Here is an 18,854-nt window from a genome sequence, read left to right as displayed (position 1 = left end):
GCAATTGGACAGTCAACTCGGGCGAGATCGGCGCCTGGAGCGTACTGAGACTCTCCACGAGGGCCCGGACGTAGGGGCTGTCGTAGCTGGGCGCCGGCCAGGCTTCGTCTTGCCTTGTCATCCACCACCTCCGGCGTACGTGCGGTCGTCCCATTAACCCCGACACCTCAAGTGTGCAGGACCGTATCGCCTTTCCAGGTGAAGACTTGGACTTCCCTGGATATCGTCCGAATCTGCCGTATTGTGAATAAGGGTCACTTGGTGTAATGGTGGCCCAAGCGGGTGGGGAGGTCGGGATCGAATCGCACCAGGATGTCCGGATGAGTCTCCGCATGGCTTCCCACATCAAGGCCGGTGACGGGACTGGCGGGGACTGTCGTATAACGGTGACCGTCGAGAGCACGCACGGCACCGTCACGGTCGGTAGCAATCTGCCGCGGGAGTCCTCTGTGCGGACGCTCCTCGCACAGGCGGGGACGAACCGGCCTCTGGCCCCGACCGCGCCCGCCCGGCGTGACCTGAGCACGGCACTCCTGGCGCCCGAGGTCCGGCGGCTGCTGACCGAGGAGTACCGGAAGTTCAGGCGGCCGCTGCGGCTCCGGCTGGACGTGCCTGCAGGTGACGCGCACTCACGGATCCGCGCAGTTCCTTGGGAACTGGGCTTTCTCGAACAGTGGGACGGCACCGGATTCGCTGGCGTGCCCGTCGAACTCGCCCGGCACGCCAGCGTTCACCTCGTCCGCGAGGTGGAGACCGGGGACGACCCGGACGGCGAACCACGCGAACTACACGGCCCGGTGGTGATCGCCTCCGCGTACGGTGTCGGCGGTTCGCTCGACGGGAAGGAGCTCGCGCCGCTCACCCTCGGTCCGTACAGCGACGTGGACGGCATCAGGGACGAGTTGCACCGAACCGTGTTGATGCCGCGGGTGATCCGGCCGGCCAGGCGCCGCAAAGGTGTCAGCGAACCCGAACTGCGCGGCGCGCTGGCCGATGGGGCGGCCGGTTTCTACTTCACGGGCCACCACGGCCCCGGCGGACTCGTGCTGGCCGGTGACGACCGGAACGGCGACCGCCGACCGGAGTGGTTGGCCGCTGAGGACCTGGCGGACCTCCTTCTTGAGGCCGGTGTCGGCGTCGCCGTGCTGATGGCCTGTCACACCGCGACCGTGGACGGGGACCGTGCCGCGCGGATCGGGGACCATCGCGCCTACGCCGAGGAACTGGCCGCGGCCGGTGTGCCCTGGGTCGTCTCGGCGCAGGGCGAGATCACCAGTGGCGCGAGCTTGCGCTTCGCGCCCGCCTTCTTTCGGAACCTCGCCTACGGGGCGGCGGTGGATGAGGCCGCGGGGGAGGGATGCCGGGAGATGGGCGACCAGGCGGGTCTTATCGTGGTGCACTGCTCGCGGGCCGGCAACGACCCCTTCGTCCGCGCGCCCCGGGCGGTTTCGAGCAGGCTCGCCCACCGCGTGCCGCCCCGGATCACCGGTGAGGGGCCTGCGGACAGAACCGCGAGGGGACGTGACCCCCGCGGTCTCGTGAACCCGGACGTGCTGTGGGGGCTCGACCGGGGCCCGATCCGGGGAATCTTCGCCGCGGGTGACGGCGCCGATCTCGCCGCCCGGCTCGACCAGGCCGAGGAGGTCGTCCGGCAGGGGGCATTCGACGCGGGCCGCCGTGACCTTCCCCGGCGCGGCTGGTTCCGCGTCGACGGGTTCGCCGCCCCGGCCGCCGGGATCGACGCGCTGTACCGGCTTGTCCAGAACCGTGAGGGGTGGCGGGGATGCCTCGACGCTGATTCGGACGGGGCCGGGCTCGGCTTCGTCGTGACCTGGTTCGCCGCCGAGGGCGAGGAGGAGAGGATCGCTGAGCACCTCATAGGCATTCATGTGCTGCGTCCCGCGGCGGCCACGGTGGTCCAGGTCAGCGGCAGTCCGGGGGACGACGTCCGCCGTTCCCTGGCGCTGGCCCGGCAGCTGCCGTATACCCCTGACGTGCTGGCGGCGGCGGTCCCCTCGGTGGACGTCGACTCCCGACTCGATCGCCTCATCGACGACCTGGTCGATGCCGGGCGGGCTGTCCGCGCGGCGGATCTGACCGGAGAGGATGCCGACGCCGTTGCGCTGGCCGCCTTGCGCAGGCGCGAGGACCTGGGCTGGCGCGTGGTGTGGTCGCTGTTGGAGCGCGGCACGTCGGAACAGGTGAAGGCAGTCGCCGCCTTCCTGAGGGACGACTCTGCGGCCTCCTGTTCCCACTTGGAGTTCATGTGTCGCTCCAGGCCGGAGGTGGTCGCCGTGGCGTGGCGGGCGGGTGTTCGTCCCGAGTTCGCCCCCGCGCGGCTGCCTCGCGACGCGGCGCGAATGCCCGGGTGCTGGGCCCTGCTCGCCCGCAGCAGGCTCACGCCCGACATCGTCTTCTGGCTGCACGAACTAGGCCCACCGCTGGCCTCGATCACGGGCCTGCTCCTCGTGCGGCGTCCCGACCATGGATACGAAGCGTGGCTCCCCCAACTGCGCGCGGCCTACCGGCCCGCGCCGCTCGGATACTGAACTGAACCCGCCGCTGTAGTGGTCGATCCCCTGTAGCAAAGGCAACACATGCTGAGTGACTGGTACTTCTGCACCACCCTTCAGCTTCCGCCGAAGCAGACCGCCATCTACCTTGATGTGGTCACCACGCTTCGCCACGGGCTGGCCTCCGATGATCCCGAGGACGACGAGGTCCTCACCGAGGCCGTCACGATGCTGACCGAGATGGGGCAGTGGCGGCTGCTGCATGCTCTGCCGCTGGTTTTGGCGGTACAGCACCGGCGTCCCACGGAACGGCGCACTCGAGCCGTGCTCGACTGCTGCACAGAATTGCTCGACACCTGTGTCAGCCACCGGGCGACGCGTGCCCGCCTCTACGAGTTGCTGCGCCGGATCGTGGAGCGCCCGTCCACGGGGGAACCGGCCGCCGACATCGCGCACCAGGCCCAGACGGTGCTGGGCCGGACCCGGCCGTCGCCGCCAGCCGCCGTCCCTTATCTCGACCTCGGCGATTTCGCGGTCCCGACGATTCTGCTGACGATACTGAGCGTGCTGAGCAAGCGCGATCCGGCCTCGGTGCGCGCCGGTTTTACCGGTGAGCAGCAGCCGCCGTGGTTTGCGCGCGCGCTCCGAGGCGAGTATGGGCGGCAGGCGCTGCTGCTGGCTGTCGAGGCGGCCACCCGCGCCGGGGACCGCGACGCGCACGAGGGGCTCACAGCCCCTGGCGTGGGCGTTACCGACATGGAACCCGACCTCATGGCGTGCTACGCCCGTGCCATCTTCCGCCGCCGGGAACAGGACGACGCCGCCCGTGCGCGGCTGCTGGACGAGCTGGAGGCTGCCGCCGTCACCGGCGACCGGATTCCGGCCCCGGCCGCCCATCCGCGTCTGCCGGACATGCGGCAGAATGTGTACCAGCGGCTGGGCGGTGCCGCGGGCGCGCCACCGGTGCTCTCCTCGGTGCTGTGGCAGCTCACGGTCTGGGAGCTGGCGGCGGACGAGGATCCTGCCGACTGCGCAAGGCGGCTCCAGCGCTGGTGGGGCCCGCCGCCGGAGGCCGACGAAGGTCCGTTCGGCGCGGAGCCTCCGGTGTTGACCGTCGTCGTGCCCGAGATGAAAGATCACGCCCACGAGCATCTGGCGAACCTGCTCTGGCTGCGCACCCAAGATCAGAAGGAGCTGTTCCAGGGACGCGAGTCGAACGTCAAGAAGCGTAAGGGGCCGCGCCCTGCGTGGCGGCGCCCCCGGTACGAGATCGTCCACCTCCGGGGAGTGGTCTCCGAGACGGCGCCCGAAGTCGGCGCGGCGATCTGCTCGCCGTGGACCTACCGCCGGTCCGGCGACCTGTCGTTCGGCACCGTCCGACCGAGCGAGTTCCAGCGTAAAAGCCTGTTCCCTGGTCTCCGCGACCCGATTCCGCTGATCAGGCTCTGTGCGGCGGCGATGCTGTCGGTCCGGCTACTGCGGCTCACCCCGACGGGGGCCCGGCCGGACGCTCATCTGATGGCGCTGCTCATGCACGGCAAAGACACCCTTCTGGACCACCGTTTCCGCCTCCTGGTCCAGAAGCTCGGGAACGCCGAAGACCTCGACGCCACCCTGGTGACGCACACCATGGTCTCGCCGCATCTGCACGGGCTACTGCTGCACGTTCAGGAAGCCCTCGACCACGCTGGCAAAGGGTCCTACAGCCGGTTCGATCCGGCGGCCCTGGCCGAGTTTCTCCTGGACAAGGGACCGAACCGTGACGCACGGGACGAATCGACCGGGATTCAGGAGCGGCAGTTGTTCGACTCCGTCGCCATCGGCATCGCGGCGGGGTGGATCGGTGAGGTTCGGTCCGGTTACGGCACGGCGATTCCAGCCGACCGCACCTCGGCGCGATGGCTGGCGACGCAGCCGCTCACGGCACCGTCCAGGGAGCCGCCAGCACTGCGGGTGGTGAGTGCCACGCTGGACACGCATACGAAGGACGAGGCCCCGTTCGCGGCGGCGCTGCTCCAGGAGATGTACCCGCGCGAGTTCGAAGAGCGCCGCCGGGAGACCTGGGACTGGGTCGCCCGCCGCGAGCAGATCCGCGACAGGTTCGCCAAGAACAAGGCGGCGGGGAAGGACAGAGCCGTCGTCCTGAACGCCAACGCCGTCATGTGCGCTCCCGCGTACACGGTAGAGCAGTGGCGGGACGTTATGCCGGAGGTGACGCAGTGGCTCGCCGTGCCGGATGGGGCGGAGGCTGCGGGCGACAACCGCGAGGCCGCGCGCGCGATGGCCTTGGTGACCAGGCTCGGCGCATTGCTGAGGGAGGCGGCCGGGCCCGACGATCCGGCCGGCGACTGGGCCGTCGCTTTCGTCGACCGGGTCGAAGCGATGGTCGACCGGCAGGAACTCTCCCGCGGTGTCCGCAGCCAGATGATCGAATGGGTTCCGGTCCCGGGGCAGCAGGCCCCGCCGCTGTTCCTCGATGAAGAGCGGCAGCCCTTGCTCGGGCAGGCCCTCACCGTCGCGGTCGACGCGATCACCGAGTTCAGCTCGCGGGCTCCCCGCTACATCCTGCTCCTCCTCGAACGCCTGAGGGACACCGATCTTCCCGCCGCGATGGCCGACGACCTTCGGCACCGGCTCCTGCGGGGCGCCTTCCGGCACCGGTGGCGCACTGATCCCCGGAACGAGCGGTCCGGGCCGCTGGGCCGCGTCCAGTCGCGTGCCTCCGCGCGGAACCTCGATCGGGAGCTCTCTCGTTTCGTCAAGGATACGGCGGGCCGCCGCCTGCCACATCTCAACGCGACCCTGGGCGAGGCGTTCATCACGCTGTGGCACGACGTCCACAGCGATCCCCTAGTGCGGCCCGTTGCCGTCCCGTTCGGCGCGGAGCCCGATGCGGCCGTGCGGCAGTGGCTGGGCTGGAGACGGGCCGTGCTGCTGGACCGCCACAGTGACGCGCGGATTCACTATCCGCTGCCCGTCGATCCCGAGCGCGCCAGCGGCCGCGGGAAGCTTGGGGAGCCGGTCACGTCGCTGTTCATCCGTCCTGCCGGAGACGGTGACCTCGCGATGCTCACGCTCGGCGTGATCTGCGGGGTGGAACGCGGGGTGCCGCACGGTGGCGACGATCTGCTGGTGAACGTCGGGCTCGACGGCCCGCTGAGGGTCGCGGCCGACGTCGGCGCCGACACCCGGGTGGGGGAACTGCGCGCCGTGCGGCTCGGCCGCGACAATGCGGCCGATCCCTGGAAGGCGCACCTTCTCCGGGAGTTGCGTCCTGCGCGTCCCGTGCCGGACGAGCGTCGCCCGGCAGCGGTCACCACAGTGCCGCAATTCCCCTGGCTGCGTGTCCAGATCGATGGGGAGGACGTTTACCCCGCCGGTGACGATGAGAGGGCGACCGCGATCCGAACGCTGTGGGACCCCGACCTCTCCCGCTGCTTCGGCGGACCGGCCGGTGAGGTCACGGCGGTACCAGCGCGTTACGACGGGAAACTCGCTGGCTGGGTGCCCGTGGAGCGCGGGCTGACCGAGCTTCTGGCCACCCGACCCGGAGACGGCCTCATACGGCTCACCTACGCCGGTCGCGACGCCGAGGACACCGGCGAGGCAGAGGGCCGACGGATGGTCACTGCGCCCGGTCACACGTATCTGCTCTCGGCGGCCGATTGGTCCGACGCGAGTCGGCTGGAAGAGTTCCTCGCCACAGACCCCGTGGGGTTGACCTTGCTCACTGGCGTCGACACGGACACGGGGCTGCTCGTCTTGCCCGACGCCCTGGGCCGCGACGAACGGGACGCCCCGCCCGTTGACGACCGCAACCTCCGGTGGGGCAACCTGTTTCACCTGATGGAGCAGGTCGCGGAGCGGACACAGGACGGGTGGGTCGCCACGGTCGAGGCGCCTGCGGGGTTCCCGCAGCGGATCCCGATCGATGGGCTGCCGCTTGACACGGGGGAGACGGGCCTGTTCTTCGAGGTGACGTCCTGGAACGAGTACGAACGCCGACGGGGGCAGGTCCGCGGCGTTCCCCTTATCGCGCATGGCCTCGCCGACCATGACGACCCGTCCCCCAGGCGGCTGAGGTGGCTGCGCGACATCAAGCGCGACGACGAACTCGTCCTGGAAGGGCTGATCAGGCTCTCCCCGGCCGGGTTGTCCACGGTGCGAGGGCCCGACGGGCTCGTGCTCCAGGCGGAGACCCAGTCGCTGACGCTCCGGCCGGTGGGCCAGGGCCATGGCGTTCCGGGTGTCCAAGGCCGGCGTGCGCGGGTGTTGCGGGTCTACAACCGCACGATGCCGAGGCGGAGGGCGACGCCGCTGAACCCGGATGAACTCGACGCGGCGCTGGAGCGGTCGGGCGGCGCGGCGGCGGGTGAGCCCGGTGTCCCGGCGCACCTGCGGACGCTGGAAGGCGCCGTCGTCCGGCGCCTGCACACCCGGCAGGGCGGGCAGGCCCGGGTCATCTGGGGGGTCTGGTTGGAGATCGACGGCCGGGTCCGCTACGGCGAGGTGGCCGACTCCGCCTTCTCGGTGGCGCCGACCGGTCCCGGCATCGGAGACCTGCTGACCGCGAGGCGCGGCTCGGACGGCTGGACGTTCGAGGCCGCCAACCGGATGATCAGGATCCGGGCCTGGTACCGGCTGGTCGCCCCGGAGGAGATACGCGAGAGCGTGCGGGACATCGTCGGCCACGAGATCGATGGGTACGAGATCGTCCAGGATCGGTACGAGCCTCGCCTCGCCTACCGGCGTGCGGCCACGGCCGATCGGAACCGCTTCGACCGGTGGCTCGCGGGCTTCAGAGTGGAACCGCAGGGGAAGCCCTTCGGCCCGGGACGGCATAAGGACCGGCAGGGGATGGCGGCCGTCGCCGAGTCGGGAGGCGAGCGACGCGTCCTGCAGGGATTCACCCCGGCCTACGACACCGATGAGCAGATGCCGTCTCTGCGCGGGGTCCTGCTCAGGATCAGCGAGGCTACGCGTGGCTGGATCGAAGTGGAGCGCGAGTTCGCCTGCGAACTGCGGCTCCGTCCTAGCTCCACGGACTCCTCCCCACAGAACGAGGTCGACCGGTTCCTACGCTGGGAAGCGCGCGGTGACCTGCTCATAACAGGCGCGATCGAACCGGGCGGCCTGCGTCTCGGATCGGCCGCGCGGCTGCCGGACGGACGCTATGACCGTCTTGTTCCCAGGGTCGGCGAGGACCGCCAGTGGATATCCCGGGATGACGAGGCTGACACCTATCCGACTGAGCGGGTGCGCGCCCTTCTCGTGCCGGACGGGGACGGCTACCGTGCGTCCTGCCGCGCCGCGCCGCCGCTGCCCCTGCGGGAGTTTCTCGGCGAACTAGGTGCGAGGGTCCCCGGCAGGCGGGACGACTACTACCGGATGCCGCCCAGGTTCCGCTACGTGGGCATGGAGGCCGACGAGGCGGACGTCCCCGTCCATACCTTCGAGTGGGGGCACGGCTGGCGGGTCGAGGTGCCGGACGAGCGACTGCGACGCAACACCCGGGACGGCAGGCGGCTCGAACTGTTCCACGGTGACACTGTCCGCGGCGCGGTTCTGCGGGAGGACCGGGGCGGGCTGGAGATGGTCGTGCGAAGCACGGATGTGCTGCCGGGCCTGCCGCAGCGGCTCTACGCCGAGGCGCGGCGGCTTGTGGTGCACGAGTTGGAGGTTACGGCCGACCCCGACGCAGGGACCGTCGAGATCCGCAACGTCCTCACCGGCACGCGGGAGCCGGCGAGCGGCACAAGTTCCCATCACGCCCGTGACTTGCCGGTCTCCGCCCAACTGGACCCGGAGAGCAGGGAACGCCTGCTGGCCGAACTCGGGCCCGGGCCGTCCCGCACCCTCCGCATTCTCGGTCGGCTCGACAAGGGGTTGTCCGGGAAAGAACCTGCCGATCAGGGCCGGGGCCTGGCATTCGCCTACATCCCCGCGGTTCCCGGTCGGCCGGGAGAGCCGGGGCTCCAGAAGGGGGACCGGCTGTTCCTGCTGTCCGGCCGCACCTGGCCCACGCGCGACGGCAACGACGTCGCGATGGAGTTCCTGCCGATCAGCGCGAACGCCCAGCTAGATGGACGGCTGAAGGTCGTCGTCACCCGCCGGTACTACTCGCACCGCGACGATCTGCTGGTAAAACTGCACGAGCTGCAGAAGGCGGGCGAGCCCGCGGACGCCCAGATCATGCTCGTTACCCTGACCCAGGCACCCGAGGGCAAGGTACGAAGGTGGGGCGGGGAGACAAAGCGGTCCGAACCCCGCTCCCTGCGCAACCTGGTGGGTGTGCTGGAGTCCCAGCACGCAAGCTGCCTGGCGACGGTCGTGAGCAACGACGACAGGAAGCGGATCGTCGAGGTCCGGCCGGGCGTGCTGTTCGACCTAGAGGACGTCCGCCTCTCCTCGGACGCCCACGCCGGCGCCGTCGTCCGGCTCGTCCTGGGGCAGCACAGGAAGGTCACTGCGGAGCTGGCGATCCCGTCCGACCTCGGGTATATCCCCGAGAACGGCCGCAGCCGGCCCGTGGTCGTCCTACCCAAGAGCCCCCTGCTGCGGGACGGAGCCTTCGACTATGTCGTCCGCCGGGACCGGCAGACCAGGAACAATAGCCCGCACTTCACGGCTGCCGGGCTTCCCGGAGTGGAGATCATCGCGCCGTCCCAGGTCAGCCGGTCCCTGCTGAGGGTTCCGCATCCGAAGACGGCGGTGGTACGCCGGACCGGCAAGCGCGTCACCGTCCCGCCGGAGAGTCGGCCGCCGCTCGCTGGCCGGATCGAGGCCGACCGCGCCGCGCCGCACGCCACCTTGGTGCCTTTGGCCGGGACGGAACCGCGCGCCCCCGGTTCGGCTACCGCTGAGCCCGCGCCCATGGGCATCGCCTGGGCCCGGCTGAGCTTCGCGGACGTCGGTGTGGCGACAATCGCCACTGACTGCGCCCGGGGGACGTTCCGCTACAGCGACGCCACCACCGGCCACTGGGTGCGGGACACGGCATCCCGGGCCGGGGTCCGGCTGAGCGACACGTCGCTGGTCGGGCCACGCGGCGCCGACGAGGTCGTGTTCGCCTCCTACCAGAAGGGTGCACCCACCCTCCGCCATGCGCATGCGGACCTGTTCCGCTTCGGCTTCCCGACCGACCACCTCATCGACGACATCGTTGCGGCGCAGGACGGTCGGCGAACCTATACCGTCGCTGCGGTCTCCCACGGCGCCCACGGCGCCCGCGGCCTCTGGCTCGAACTGCGCCCGGGGCATCTCGCCGAACTCACCGGCGAGATCCTCCACGATGCCGACGGCAGGTCGGTCAGCGATCTGCGGTGGAACCGGTTCAGCCCCGGCGACCGGGTGCTGCTGAGCGCCGCCCCGGCCGATCCGCGGTCCGTTCCGTCGATCCGGCTGGAGCGGTGGCTTCCCGGGCCACGCGGCTCATTCGACATCGACGGAACGCGGCGTCGCGTGCTGCTGCCTGTCAGGGAGGCGTCCGCCGAGTCCGGAGCGCTCCGCCTGGGGGTGGGCCGGTTCGAGTTGGCCTACCCGGCCGGCCCGGACCTCCAGGATGCCTTCCCACCCGGCACCGCTGTCTGGCTGAACGGCGACAATGAACTGACCGGCGCCGCCTCGCCCCCGGTCCGCGATGACGTGGTCCTGATCGGCCTCCGGGACGGTGACCTGATCGTTCACGGCCTACCGGAGGCGCGTCTCGTATTCGCGGAGGCCGCCGATCGGCTCGACGTCTGCTGGCCTGACCGCTGGCTCCTTGAAGCCATCACCGACCGGGAGCGCAGCCGTGAGCTGCTGGGGCTGTTCGGGGGCGCACTGGCCGTTACCGTCGAGGAGACGGCACAGGCCCCAGAGGGTACCGTCCGGATCACGGTGTCGCGGCGGCGGCAGCCCATGGGCCGGGTGCCGCGCGGAAGCTTGGTGTGGGCGTGTTTCCTTGGCGGGCTCAAGACGGGCGCAGGCATGCGGCTGATCCTCGCCGCTGGCGGGTCTCTGCTCGCCGCCGACCCAGGCGTCCTGCTTCCCGGCGTCCCCTCCGACCTGGCTGGCACGGCCTGGGAGCAGGATGACTGGGTCTGGATGCACGCCGACGAGCGCGGACGGCTTCGCGCCGGCCGTCCCGCGGCCAAGGACCGGGACGGCGATATCACGGTGATCCCGCGCCGGTCCCTGCTTGCCGCAGGCGGTGAGATCGGAATGGTGTGCCAGGAAGAGGACACCTCCGCCCACCGCTGGCTCCCGGCTGCGCAGGCCGCGTGGACCGGACTGTCCGAAGCGGAGATGGAGGCCCACCTGACCGGCCGGCGGCTCCGCGTCGCCGTGCGCGCGGACGAGACTGTCTCGCTGAACCAGGCAACGGGCACCCGGCGCATGTTCGCGGGGTTGTCGCTCGGCAGCACGGTGCGCGTCGATCACTGCGGACCCGGCGCCGGCAGCGCTGCCGGGCACCAGGGGCTGTGCCGGATTCATCTCAGTGAGCTCCTCGTCCGCCTCTCCGGCGCCGAGGAGTTGCCGGGCGCCTCGCTGCTGGCCGAGGTCTCCCGGTGCCTTCCCGGTGAAACGCCCGATGTGCAGGTCGTGCCGCTGGGACGGCGCCGCATCATCGCCGACCTGCCCTTCGACACGGTGCGGGCGATGCGGCGGCTGGCCCGCTGGAACCCTGTCCACGACAGCCGCGCCGAGATCCCGCCGGAGCTCAGGCGCTTCGTCCGCGACCGCACGCCGCCGGCGGATGCAGTCCTGCCTGTTACGGCGGAGACGGCGGACACGCGGGTGACTGCAATCGTCGAGGCGGTACTGGGGCCGATTGGAGATCCCCGAGAACGGCTCCTCGACACCACGGCCCATGAAGCACTGGACAACTGGTGGGACGAGCACGGCGATGACATCCTTGGCGCGGCCCCGTCTGATGGCGAGATCGACTTTGCCCCCGCCTTAGCCGCATGCCTGCTCCTGGACGCGCGCGGCGCCCGGGACGAGGCGTCGGCGCGGGACGCGGTGCGGCTTGTCCACCGCCTCGGCCAGTACGCCGAACGCTCCATGCACGTGGAACCGCTCGCCTCCCTCTGGCTCGGTAGGCAGGACAGATGGGCCAAGCCGGGCACGTGGGAACGGCTACGGCGACTGCTGTCGCCGCTATCCGGCGACGTGCACGCCGATCCGCGTGAGGTGCGATCCCCTGGGGCCGTGCACGACTTCGCGCGCAGCGTCCTGGAGCGGACGGACCCCCGGGCGCCGGGAAGCGACCCGACGCCCACCCAGTCGGACCTCGCCCCGATCGCGCGGGCCCTTCTCGCCGCGATCGGCGCGCTCACCGATGGCGACCACCTGGTGGACGACGCGCCCATTCTGGCGCGCATGGCCGGTCTCGGGCGGGGGCTCACCCCTGGTGCCGGGCGCACCACGGCGCAACCCGCCTTGCTGGACTGCCAGCGCGTGCTGCTGGAAGACCTGTTCATCCAGGTGACACGATCCCGCTGCCCGCTCGTCCTGCTGCCGCCAGTCGGCGCGGTGGGGACCTGCGGCCCCCAATAAACTACGTGTTCACAGCGAATCAGCATAGGCGAATCGCGGATGTGGGGCAGGGCTTTCACTTCCAGCGGCCGCGGATGCTGCTGTGGCTGCTGGTTCACCGTCGCCAGTGGGCAGAGATCTTTACGGACTTCGGCCACTCGCCTGGCTTGGGTACACGATCGCCGCGTCTCGCCGTATGGGAGATCCGGCACACCGCCGGCATAGATCCCGCTCTCCTGCGTGCCCGGCCCGACGTGGCGGCAGTTCCTCACCGCCCAGGCTCACGCGATCACTGTGTGCGACTTCGTGGTTGGGGAGACGGTACTGCTCAAACGGCTGTACGTGCTGGTGTTCATGAGCGCCGAAACCGCAGACTCCACTTGGGCGGCGTGGTGGTGCACCCGATCGGAGCGTCGGCGGCATAGCAGGCCAGCAACCTGGCCATGGACCTGAGCGTCCGCCGAAAACCTGTCGTTACAGGCTTGTTCAGCGAGTATCGCCACGCCGCATAGCCACAGGTCCGACCGCATGAACCAATATTCAAGGTGCAGGCCACGTGCTCACCTGTCGAGGCAGCCTGTGCAAAGGTCACGGAGCCTGCTTACCAGCGCCGTCGAACCCGCTGGCCGACGGTTTCGTCGTTGCCGCGTTTCACTCTCTGGCGGCCTCTGGGGCCGTCGTTGCTCCGAGGGCCTTGAGGAGGCGGTTCCTCATCCTCTTCTTGCGCACCTCGAAGAAGAGGAGATAGTCGGTGAGGTCGAGCGGGACTCCGTCGAGGTCGTTCTCCTTGAGGTAGGTCTCGCGTTTCTCCGCGAGCGGGAACACGGTGTCGGAACTGATCCAGTCGGCAGGTAGCGCGGCCTGCTTCTCGATGTTCACGGTGCCGGGAAGGAGTTGCAAGTTGGGCAGGAGATTGACCGTCTGCAGGTAGGCGTCGATCTGCGCTACGGGGACGCCGGCCGCGGCGAGCTTCTTTTGGGTGAAGCGTGATCTCGGAAAGATGTGGTCCTCGTGGAACTTCTTGCTGAGATCCAACCCTGGATAGAGTACGGACAGGACGGGGAAGGTCCGCTGCCCGGCGTACTTGAGGTTCAGCAGTTCATCGATCTCCGCAGCATCGAACGACAGGCTCTTGCCGACTGCGGCCATCGCTGCTTCCACCTCGGCGACCGGGAAGCGGCCGGTGTTGGCGCTGAGTACGTCCCGGATCCGGAGGAGAGTGGTATCGAGACCGGAGCCCCACACGCCCCGTTTGATGAGCGAGCGGGTGACCCAGCCCTGTAGCGCGAGCCGGTCAGCGGCGTCGCCACTGGAGTCGAGATAGCCGTCGCCTGCCCCCCGCAGGTGGAGGTAGTGGGCGATCGGAACGATGACGCTGTTGGCCGTGAGGTTGCGTTCGTTGTAGCCGAACTGTTGAAGCAACGTCGCCGCCCGCAGGAGCGCACCCTCGATCTGCGGCCACGCTGCCTCCACCTTGGCCATGTTCGCCTGCGTGAAGTTGGTGACCTTGAAGCGAACGTCGACGCCGGCGATGGTCAGGGCCGTCTTGAGGACGACGTCCTTGGAGAAGGAGAACTGGCGCCCCGCGTTGCTGTTGAGGTCGCGCACGAGGGAGCGGACCTCCTCGCGGGCGTCGCGTTCCTTCCACTGGTTGGTCGCCATGGACAGCAGCAGGTCGGAGTAGGACAGCGTGGTGCCGCCGCTGTTGACCCGGACGAAGATCTCCAGAACCTTGTCGGGGTCCTGGTCGGTGACGAGGAAGTAGTTCATGGGCTTGAGGACTCGGACCGCTTCGTACAGGTCATAGAGCCGCTGGAACGCGTCGCCGGAGTTCGCGATCCGCCGCTGCTCCAACTCCTTCATGATCGCCGGGCCCGCGTTGGGAAGATCAAGCGCGGCGCCGACGCGGTACCACTTGTCCTCCGCGTCCTGCTCGGCCGCCGCCTCCTTGTCGGTGAGGAACCGCAGATCGTACTTGAGGCCGAGCTCTTCGTCCTTGGGCCCCTCGACGAGGTTCAAATAGAGCTTCTTGACCGGGAACGCGTCCGGGCTGTTCCACCACGCGTACTTCTTCTTCTCGGCGATGCTGCCGTAGAGGGCGATGTTGAGCGACGTCAGGCGTTGCTGACCGTCAAGGACGGCGGTCGTCCCGGTGCCCGCAAGCACTGTTGCCTTGTCGGCGTACGGGTTGTCGCGCTCATGGAAGTGCGTAAGGAACCTATAGAACGTGTAGGACTGCGCCGTCTCAGGCTTGACATCCCAGAGCAGGAAAGAACCGACCGGGTAGCCACGCATGAGGCTGTCGAAGAGCTTGACGATCTGAGCGGTGCTCCACACGAACTCCCGCTGGATGGCAGGCATGAGGTACTCGTGCCGGTGGATCGCGGTGAGCATCTCCTCGACGCTGCGCGGTGTCTGGAAGGACATGCTCAGATTCCTCCATGCATTACGAAGGCAGGTAGATCGCTACGAGGCTCTTTGAGTTTAGGTGGGGATGGTCGCTCTTCGCGGGCGGGATCGAACTGACCGTCGGGGCCGTGGCCGAACGGCTCGGCATCGCCCAGTCGACCGCCTCCCAGCAACTGGCCCTGCTGCGGCGCGGCGGCCTGCTCATCTCCCGCAAGGACGGCAAGCATGTCCACTACCGCGTCGACAGCCCGAGGGTGGAGCAGAGCCTGACCGAACTGCAGACCTACCTGCGCACCTGCTGCCCGCCCGCTTGATCGCAGGAGGAACTCGGAAGCACAGGCACACGATCTAGCCTCCGGACGCCGACGTCGCCCGTAGTGTTCACAAATTGGGCTCAGTAGGCGCGATCCCCTGGTGGGTGGCGTGCAGCGCGGTCCGGACATGGTGGCCGATGCGAGTCATGAAGGCGGCGGCCTCAGGTACGGTGCCGAGTTGGCCGAGGAAGCCATGCTGCAGGCCGGTGCCGGCGAGAAGTGTCAATGGCGCCCCGGCCGTCTCCAGCCGCGCGGCGAAGCGCTCGCCCTGAGTGCGCAGCGGGTCGTGCTCCGGCAGGGCGATGACTGTTGGAGGCAGGCCGGAAAGGTCGGCGGCCAGCAGCGGCGACACTTCGGGGTCGCCGCGGTCATGGTCACCCAGATACAAGTCCGCCACGCGGGTCAGCAGGTCTGGATAGGACGGTTGGTCGTGCAAGTCCAGCGCCGGATAGATCAGCGCCAGCACGGCAACGCGTGGACCTCCGGTGGTGGCCAGGCGCAGCGCGGCCGCGGCTGCCAGTTGCCCGCCGGCGCTATCGCCGACCATTCCGATCCGCTCGTTGTCCACGTCCAGTTCGGCGCCGTGCTCGGCAAGCCAGCCGACCGCGTCCACGGTGTCGTGCAGAGCGGCCGGGTGTGGATGCTCGGGAGGCCGCCGGTACTCCAGCGACACCACCGCCGCTCCGCTCGCAACCGCGAGCGCCCGGGCCACCCCGTCGTAGCAGTCGATGTCGCCCATGACCCAGCCGCCACCGTGCAGGTACAGCAGCACCGGCGGCCGTCCCACGCCGCTTGGCCGATACAGCCGGGCTGCCCGCCCGGCCACCGTCAGGTTGGTGACCTGCTCCACGGGGGCAGTAGGGACCGCGGCCATCCAAGCCGCGTGCGTGCTGCGCTGGTGCTCCACCCACTGGGCAAGCTCGGTTTCGCCCTCTGGAACCTGGTGCTGGACCACGGTTTGCTCCTCACATCGTCGGAATGACGGGCTGGCCAAGCGGTCAGCCGTAGCTGCAGAGCAAAACATCGTCACTTCGCGAAATGATGATATAGGTTCCTGTTCTTCCTCTGGCCAGCAGCCCGTCCAGCGGCCGTGCCGGCACCCCATGCGTGGGTGCGGTCGTAAATACTTCAGGTGGGCACTTCAGGCGTTTCGTGCGGCGGTAGCGACATGAGGGTCTGGCCCAGGGTGATGAGGTCCTGGCTGAGTTGAGGCCGCTGACGTAGATGGTCGATGCGGGCGGTGTCGTTGGCTATGGCGAGAACGGCCTGGACGATCACGCGAGCCTCGGGTTCGGCGAGGCCGGGGGCCTTGCTGTTGAGCAGCTGCACCCACTCGGTCACGTAGTCGTGCTGGAGGCGGCGGATGGTGTGGCGCTGTGCGTCGGGCAAGTGGATGATCTCGGTGATCAGCGCGCCGGTGAGGTGGCTGGAGGCCAGTGTCAGGTCGATGTAGGAGCTGAGGAGTAGCTCGAGGACCTGGTCTGCGGTGGACGCTGTGGCGAAGGCCTGGGAGGTGTCCAGTTGCAGGGCGTCGGCGGCTCGGGTCAGAGCAGCCACCAGGAGTTCGGACTTGGCGGTGACGTGTTTGTATATCCCGGCGCTGCTGATTCCGGCGGCGGTGCCGATGTCCTCCATGCTGACGGCCTGGTAGCCGCGCTCGTTGAACAGGCGGGCAGCCGCGTCCAGGAGAGATTCCCGGCGCGAGGCGCGTGGAAGCCCACTGGGGACCTGCGGTGTGGGAGACGCCTCCGGCTGCTCGGAGGTGGGGAGGCGGGTTTGGATGACCGCGGTTCCAAGTTGCCGGAGCAGGATCTGGAAGCGGGGGCGGGGGAGTTGCACCGTGTGGTGTGACGGGCTGGCGAAGACGGAGAAGAGAGCCCAGGTCAGCAGGTCGGCGTCTGCGGGGGGTAGGTCGGGGCGAGCCGTCTGGACGATCGCCGTGGTCTTGGCGGCGACGGTGCGGAACCGGTTGCGCAGTTGGATCCGGTCGGCCTCGGGAAGGTTGCGTGATTCGCGCTGCCAGAGGACACCCAGGTCACGGCGGTCCAGGGTCACGGTCGCCATCGTGTCGACCAGGGCTTCGATGTCCCCCGGACGCGTTTGTTCGACGGCGAGCTCGAAGGCCAGCAGACCGTCGTCGACCGCACGGGCGAGCAGCTCCTGCTTGTTGCGGAAGTGCCGGTACAGGGCTCCGGCGGTGATGCCGACCGCGCCGGCGATCTCTTCCATCGTCACGTTGTGATAGCCGGAACGATGGAAGAGACCGGCGGCGGCCAGGACGATCTGCTCCTTGCGATCGCGGGGGCGCCGGCCTCGGGCCGGTTGGGTGGTCGCCCGCGCGTTCATGTTCTTCTCCTCGGCCGAGATCACGCTGGAATGTTAGGTCTGTTTCAGGAGTAGCCGCCGCCGCACACGACGACCTGCCCGCTGATGTAGTCGGATTCGGGGAGGCAGAGCAGGTAGACCGCGCCGGCGGCTTCTTCCGGCGTGCCTGCCCGGCCCAGGGGGATCATGCGTTCCATTGCGGTGAGGAGGTCGGGGTTGACGCCGACCTTGATCTCGCGGCCCTGAACGTCGATGGTCGCGTCGGCCCTGGCCGCCGCCTCTGTGAGGCGGGTTCGGATGAGGCCGTAGGCGATCGCGTTGACGTTGACGCCGTAGCGGCCCCACTCCTTGGCCAGCGTCTTGGTCAGGCCGACGATCCCGGCCTTGGCCGCACTGTAGTTGGCCTGCCCGGCGTTGCCTCCGAGACCGGCGATCGAGGAGATGTTGACGATCTTGCGGTGGACCGTGCGGCCCTCGGCGCGCTCGGCCTTGGCGCTGGCGCTGATGACCGGCTGGACTGCGCGCAGGATCCTGAACGGTGCCTTGAGATGGACGTCGAGTATCGCGTCCCACTGCTCATCGGTCATCTTCTGGATGACGGTGTCCCAGGTGTATCCGGCGTTGTTGATCACGATGTCCACGCCGCCGTAGTTGTCGACGGCGGTGGCGACGAACCGGTCGGCGAAGTCGGTGTCGGTGACGCTTCCGATACAGGTGACGGCCTCGCCTCCCATCGCCTTGATGGTGGTCAGTGTCTCCTCGGCGGGCTCGGGGTCGAGGTCGTTGATGACGAGCCGCGCGCCCTGCTCAGCGAGCTTGAGGGCGATGGCGCGGCCGATGCCGCGTCCGGAGCCGGAGACCATGGCGATCTTGCCGTCGAGCGTTCCCATTGGGAGTCCTCTCCGAGGTCATGCAAGTGAGATGAGGGCTTGGCCTTGCAACGTGACGGTGCCGTCCGCCAAGGTCACCCGCAGTTCGAGTTGGGCCTGCCGCTGTCCATCGGCCTCCTCGGTCGAGACGACCTGGCCGGTGCAGAGCGGTTTCGCGTGGATGGGAGTTATGGCCGTGAACCGGACCTGGTAGGAGCGGATGCGGTCCTGGGGAACCCAGGAGGTCAGAAGGCGGCCCAGGTAGGCCATGGAAAGCATTCCCTGGGCGAACACATCGTCGTTCCCGGCGGCGCGAGCGGCGTCGATGTCGATGTGGATCGGGTTGTGATCTCCGGAGGCTCCCGCGTACAGCGCCAGCGCGGTCCGGTCGATCCGGGGCAGGGGCAACGGTGGCAACTCGAAGCCGACGTGCAGGTCGGTGGAGAGGGTCACGTTCCGGCCTCCGGCTGACGTACGACGATGACGTTGCTGAGGTCGGCGATCGGTTCGTCCGCCCGGGTGACCCGTGTTCGGCGGGTCAGGAACCGCAGCGTCCGGCCCTTGCGTTCACGGTCGTCGGAGATGTGGGACTCGAAGGTCAGCTCATCGCCGGCGAAGGACATGGCGTGATAGGTGAAGCTCTGTTCGCCGTGGAGCACGTTGTTCAGGTCGATGCCGACCTCCTTCAGGAAGGCGAAGGGGTCGGGCCGGTCCATCTCCAGGCAGAACAGGAAGGTCGGGGGAACGAGCAGGTCGCGGTGACCGGCTTGGTGGGCTGCTTCCACGTCGGTGTAGACGGGACCGGACTCGCCGATCGCCTTGGCGAACAGGCGTAGGCGTCCCCGTTCCACCAGGACCGTTGAGGGAGGAGTGTGCAGCCCCACGGCGTTTGGACTGGCGGTCAT

At 69.1% G+C, this 18,854-nt stretch carries 9 protein-coding genes; 3 read left to right on the top strand and 6 right to left on the bottom strand.

The genetic code is table 11. From position 1 onward, the window contains the following. Window positions 1–332 precede the first annotated feature (332 nt). Both ACH34Q_RS12700 and ACH34Q_RS12695 read left to right on the top strand, forming a co-directional pair. On the top strand, window positions 333–2,549 hold the full coding sequence (locus ACH34Q_RS12700) for a CHAT domain-containing protein (protein WP_395983050.1): 2,217 nt from the start codon (window positions 333–335) through the stop codon (window positions 2,547–2,549). A 48-nt stretch (window positions 2,550–2,597) separates the two neighbouring features. Next, window positions 2,598–12,053, top strand: coding sequence for a hypothetical protein (locus tag ACH34Q_RS12695; protein WP_395983049.1), 9,456 nt, complete (start codon window positions 2,598–2,600; stop codon window positions 12,051–12,053). A 630-nt stretch (window positions 12,054–12,683) separates the two neighbouring features. On the opposite strand, the gene ACH34Q_RS12690 is transcribed toward ACH34Q_RS12695, so the two are convergent. After that, window positions 12,684–14,459: a DUF262 domain-containing protein gene (locus ACH34Q_RS12690; protein ID WP_395983048.1), complete on the bottom strand. Its 1,776-nt coding sequence runs from the start codon at window positions 14,457–14,459 to the stop codon at window positions 12,684–12,686. Between the two features lie 35 nt (window positions 14,460–14,494). On the opposite strand from ACH34Q_RS12690, the gene ACH34Q_RS12685 reads away from it, so the two are divergent. Continuing rightward, entirely contained in the window at window positions 14,495–14,755 is a 261-nt protein-coding gene (locus tag ACH34Q_RS12685; RefSeq protein ID WP_395983075.1) for an ArsR/SmtB family transcription factor, read from the top strand. A gap of 67 nt (window positions 14,756–14,822) precedes the next feature. Here ACH34Q_RS12685 and ACH34Q_RS12680 read toward each other — a convergent pair whose 3' ends face one another. The 5 genes from ACH34Q_RS12680 to ACH34Q_RS12660 all read right to left on the bottom strand — a co-directional run bounded on the left by ACH34Q_RS12680 (window position 14,823) and on the right by ACH34Q_RS12660 (window position 18,854). Continuing rightward, window positions 14,823–15,710, bottom strand: a complete 888-nt coding sequence (locus ACH34Q_RS12680) for an alpha/beta hydrolase (protein ID WP_395983047.1) — start codon at window positions 15,708–15,710, stop codon at window positions 14,823–14,825. Window positions 15,711–15,883: 173 nt separating this feature from the next. Beyond that, window positions 15,884–17,125 carry a TetR/AcrR family transcriptional regulator gene (locus tag ACH34Q_RS12675; protein ID WP_395983046.1) on the bottom strand — a complete coding sequence of 414 codons (1,242 nt, stop codon included), beginning with the start codon at window positions 17,123–17,125 and terminating at the stop codon, window positions 15,884–15,886. A 20-nt stretch (window positions 17,126–17,145) separates the two neighbouring features. Continuing rightward, window positions 17,146–17,970, bottom strand: a complete 825-nt coding sequence (locus ACH34Q_RS12670; protein WP_395983045.1) for an SDR family NAD(P)-dependent oxidoreductase — start codon at window positions 17,968–17,970, stop codon at window positions 17,146–17,148. Window positions 17,971–17,988: 18 nt separating this feature from the next. Continuing rightward, window positions 17,989–18,402, bottom strand: coding sequence for a MaoC/PaaZ C-terminal domain-containing protein (locus ACH34Q_RS12665; protein ID WP_395983044.1), 414 nt, complete (start codon window positions 18,400–18,402; stop codon window positions 17,989–17,991). After that, on the bottom strand, window positions 18,399–18,854 hold the full coding sequence (locus ACH34Q_RS12660) for a MaoC family dehydratase N-terminal domain-containing protein (protein ID WP_395983043.1): 456 nt from the start codon (window positions 18,852–18,854) through the stop codon (window positions 18,399–18,401). Before ACH34Q_RS12660 ends, ACH34Q_RS12665 begins: the two co-directional genes overlap by 4 nt.

Origin of the sequence: Actinomadura sp. 9N407 (assembly GCF_044326315.1) — a bacterium.
Lineage (GTDB): Bacteria > Actinomycetota > Actinomycetes > Streptosporangiales > Streptosporangiaceae > Spirillospora.
This window is presented reverse-complemented; position numbering and strand designations above follow the sequence as displayed.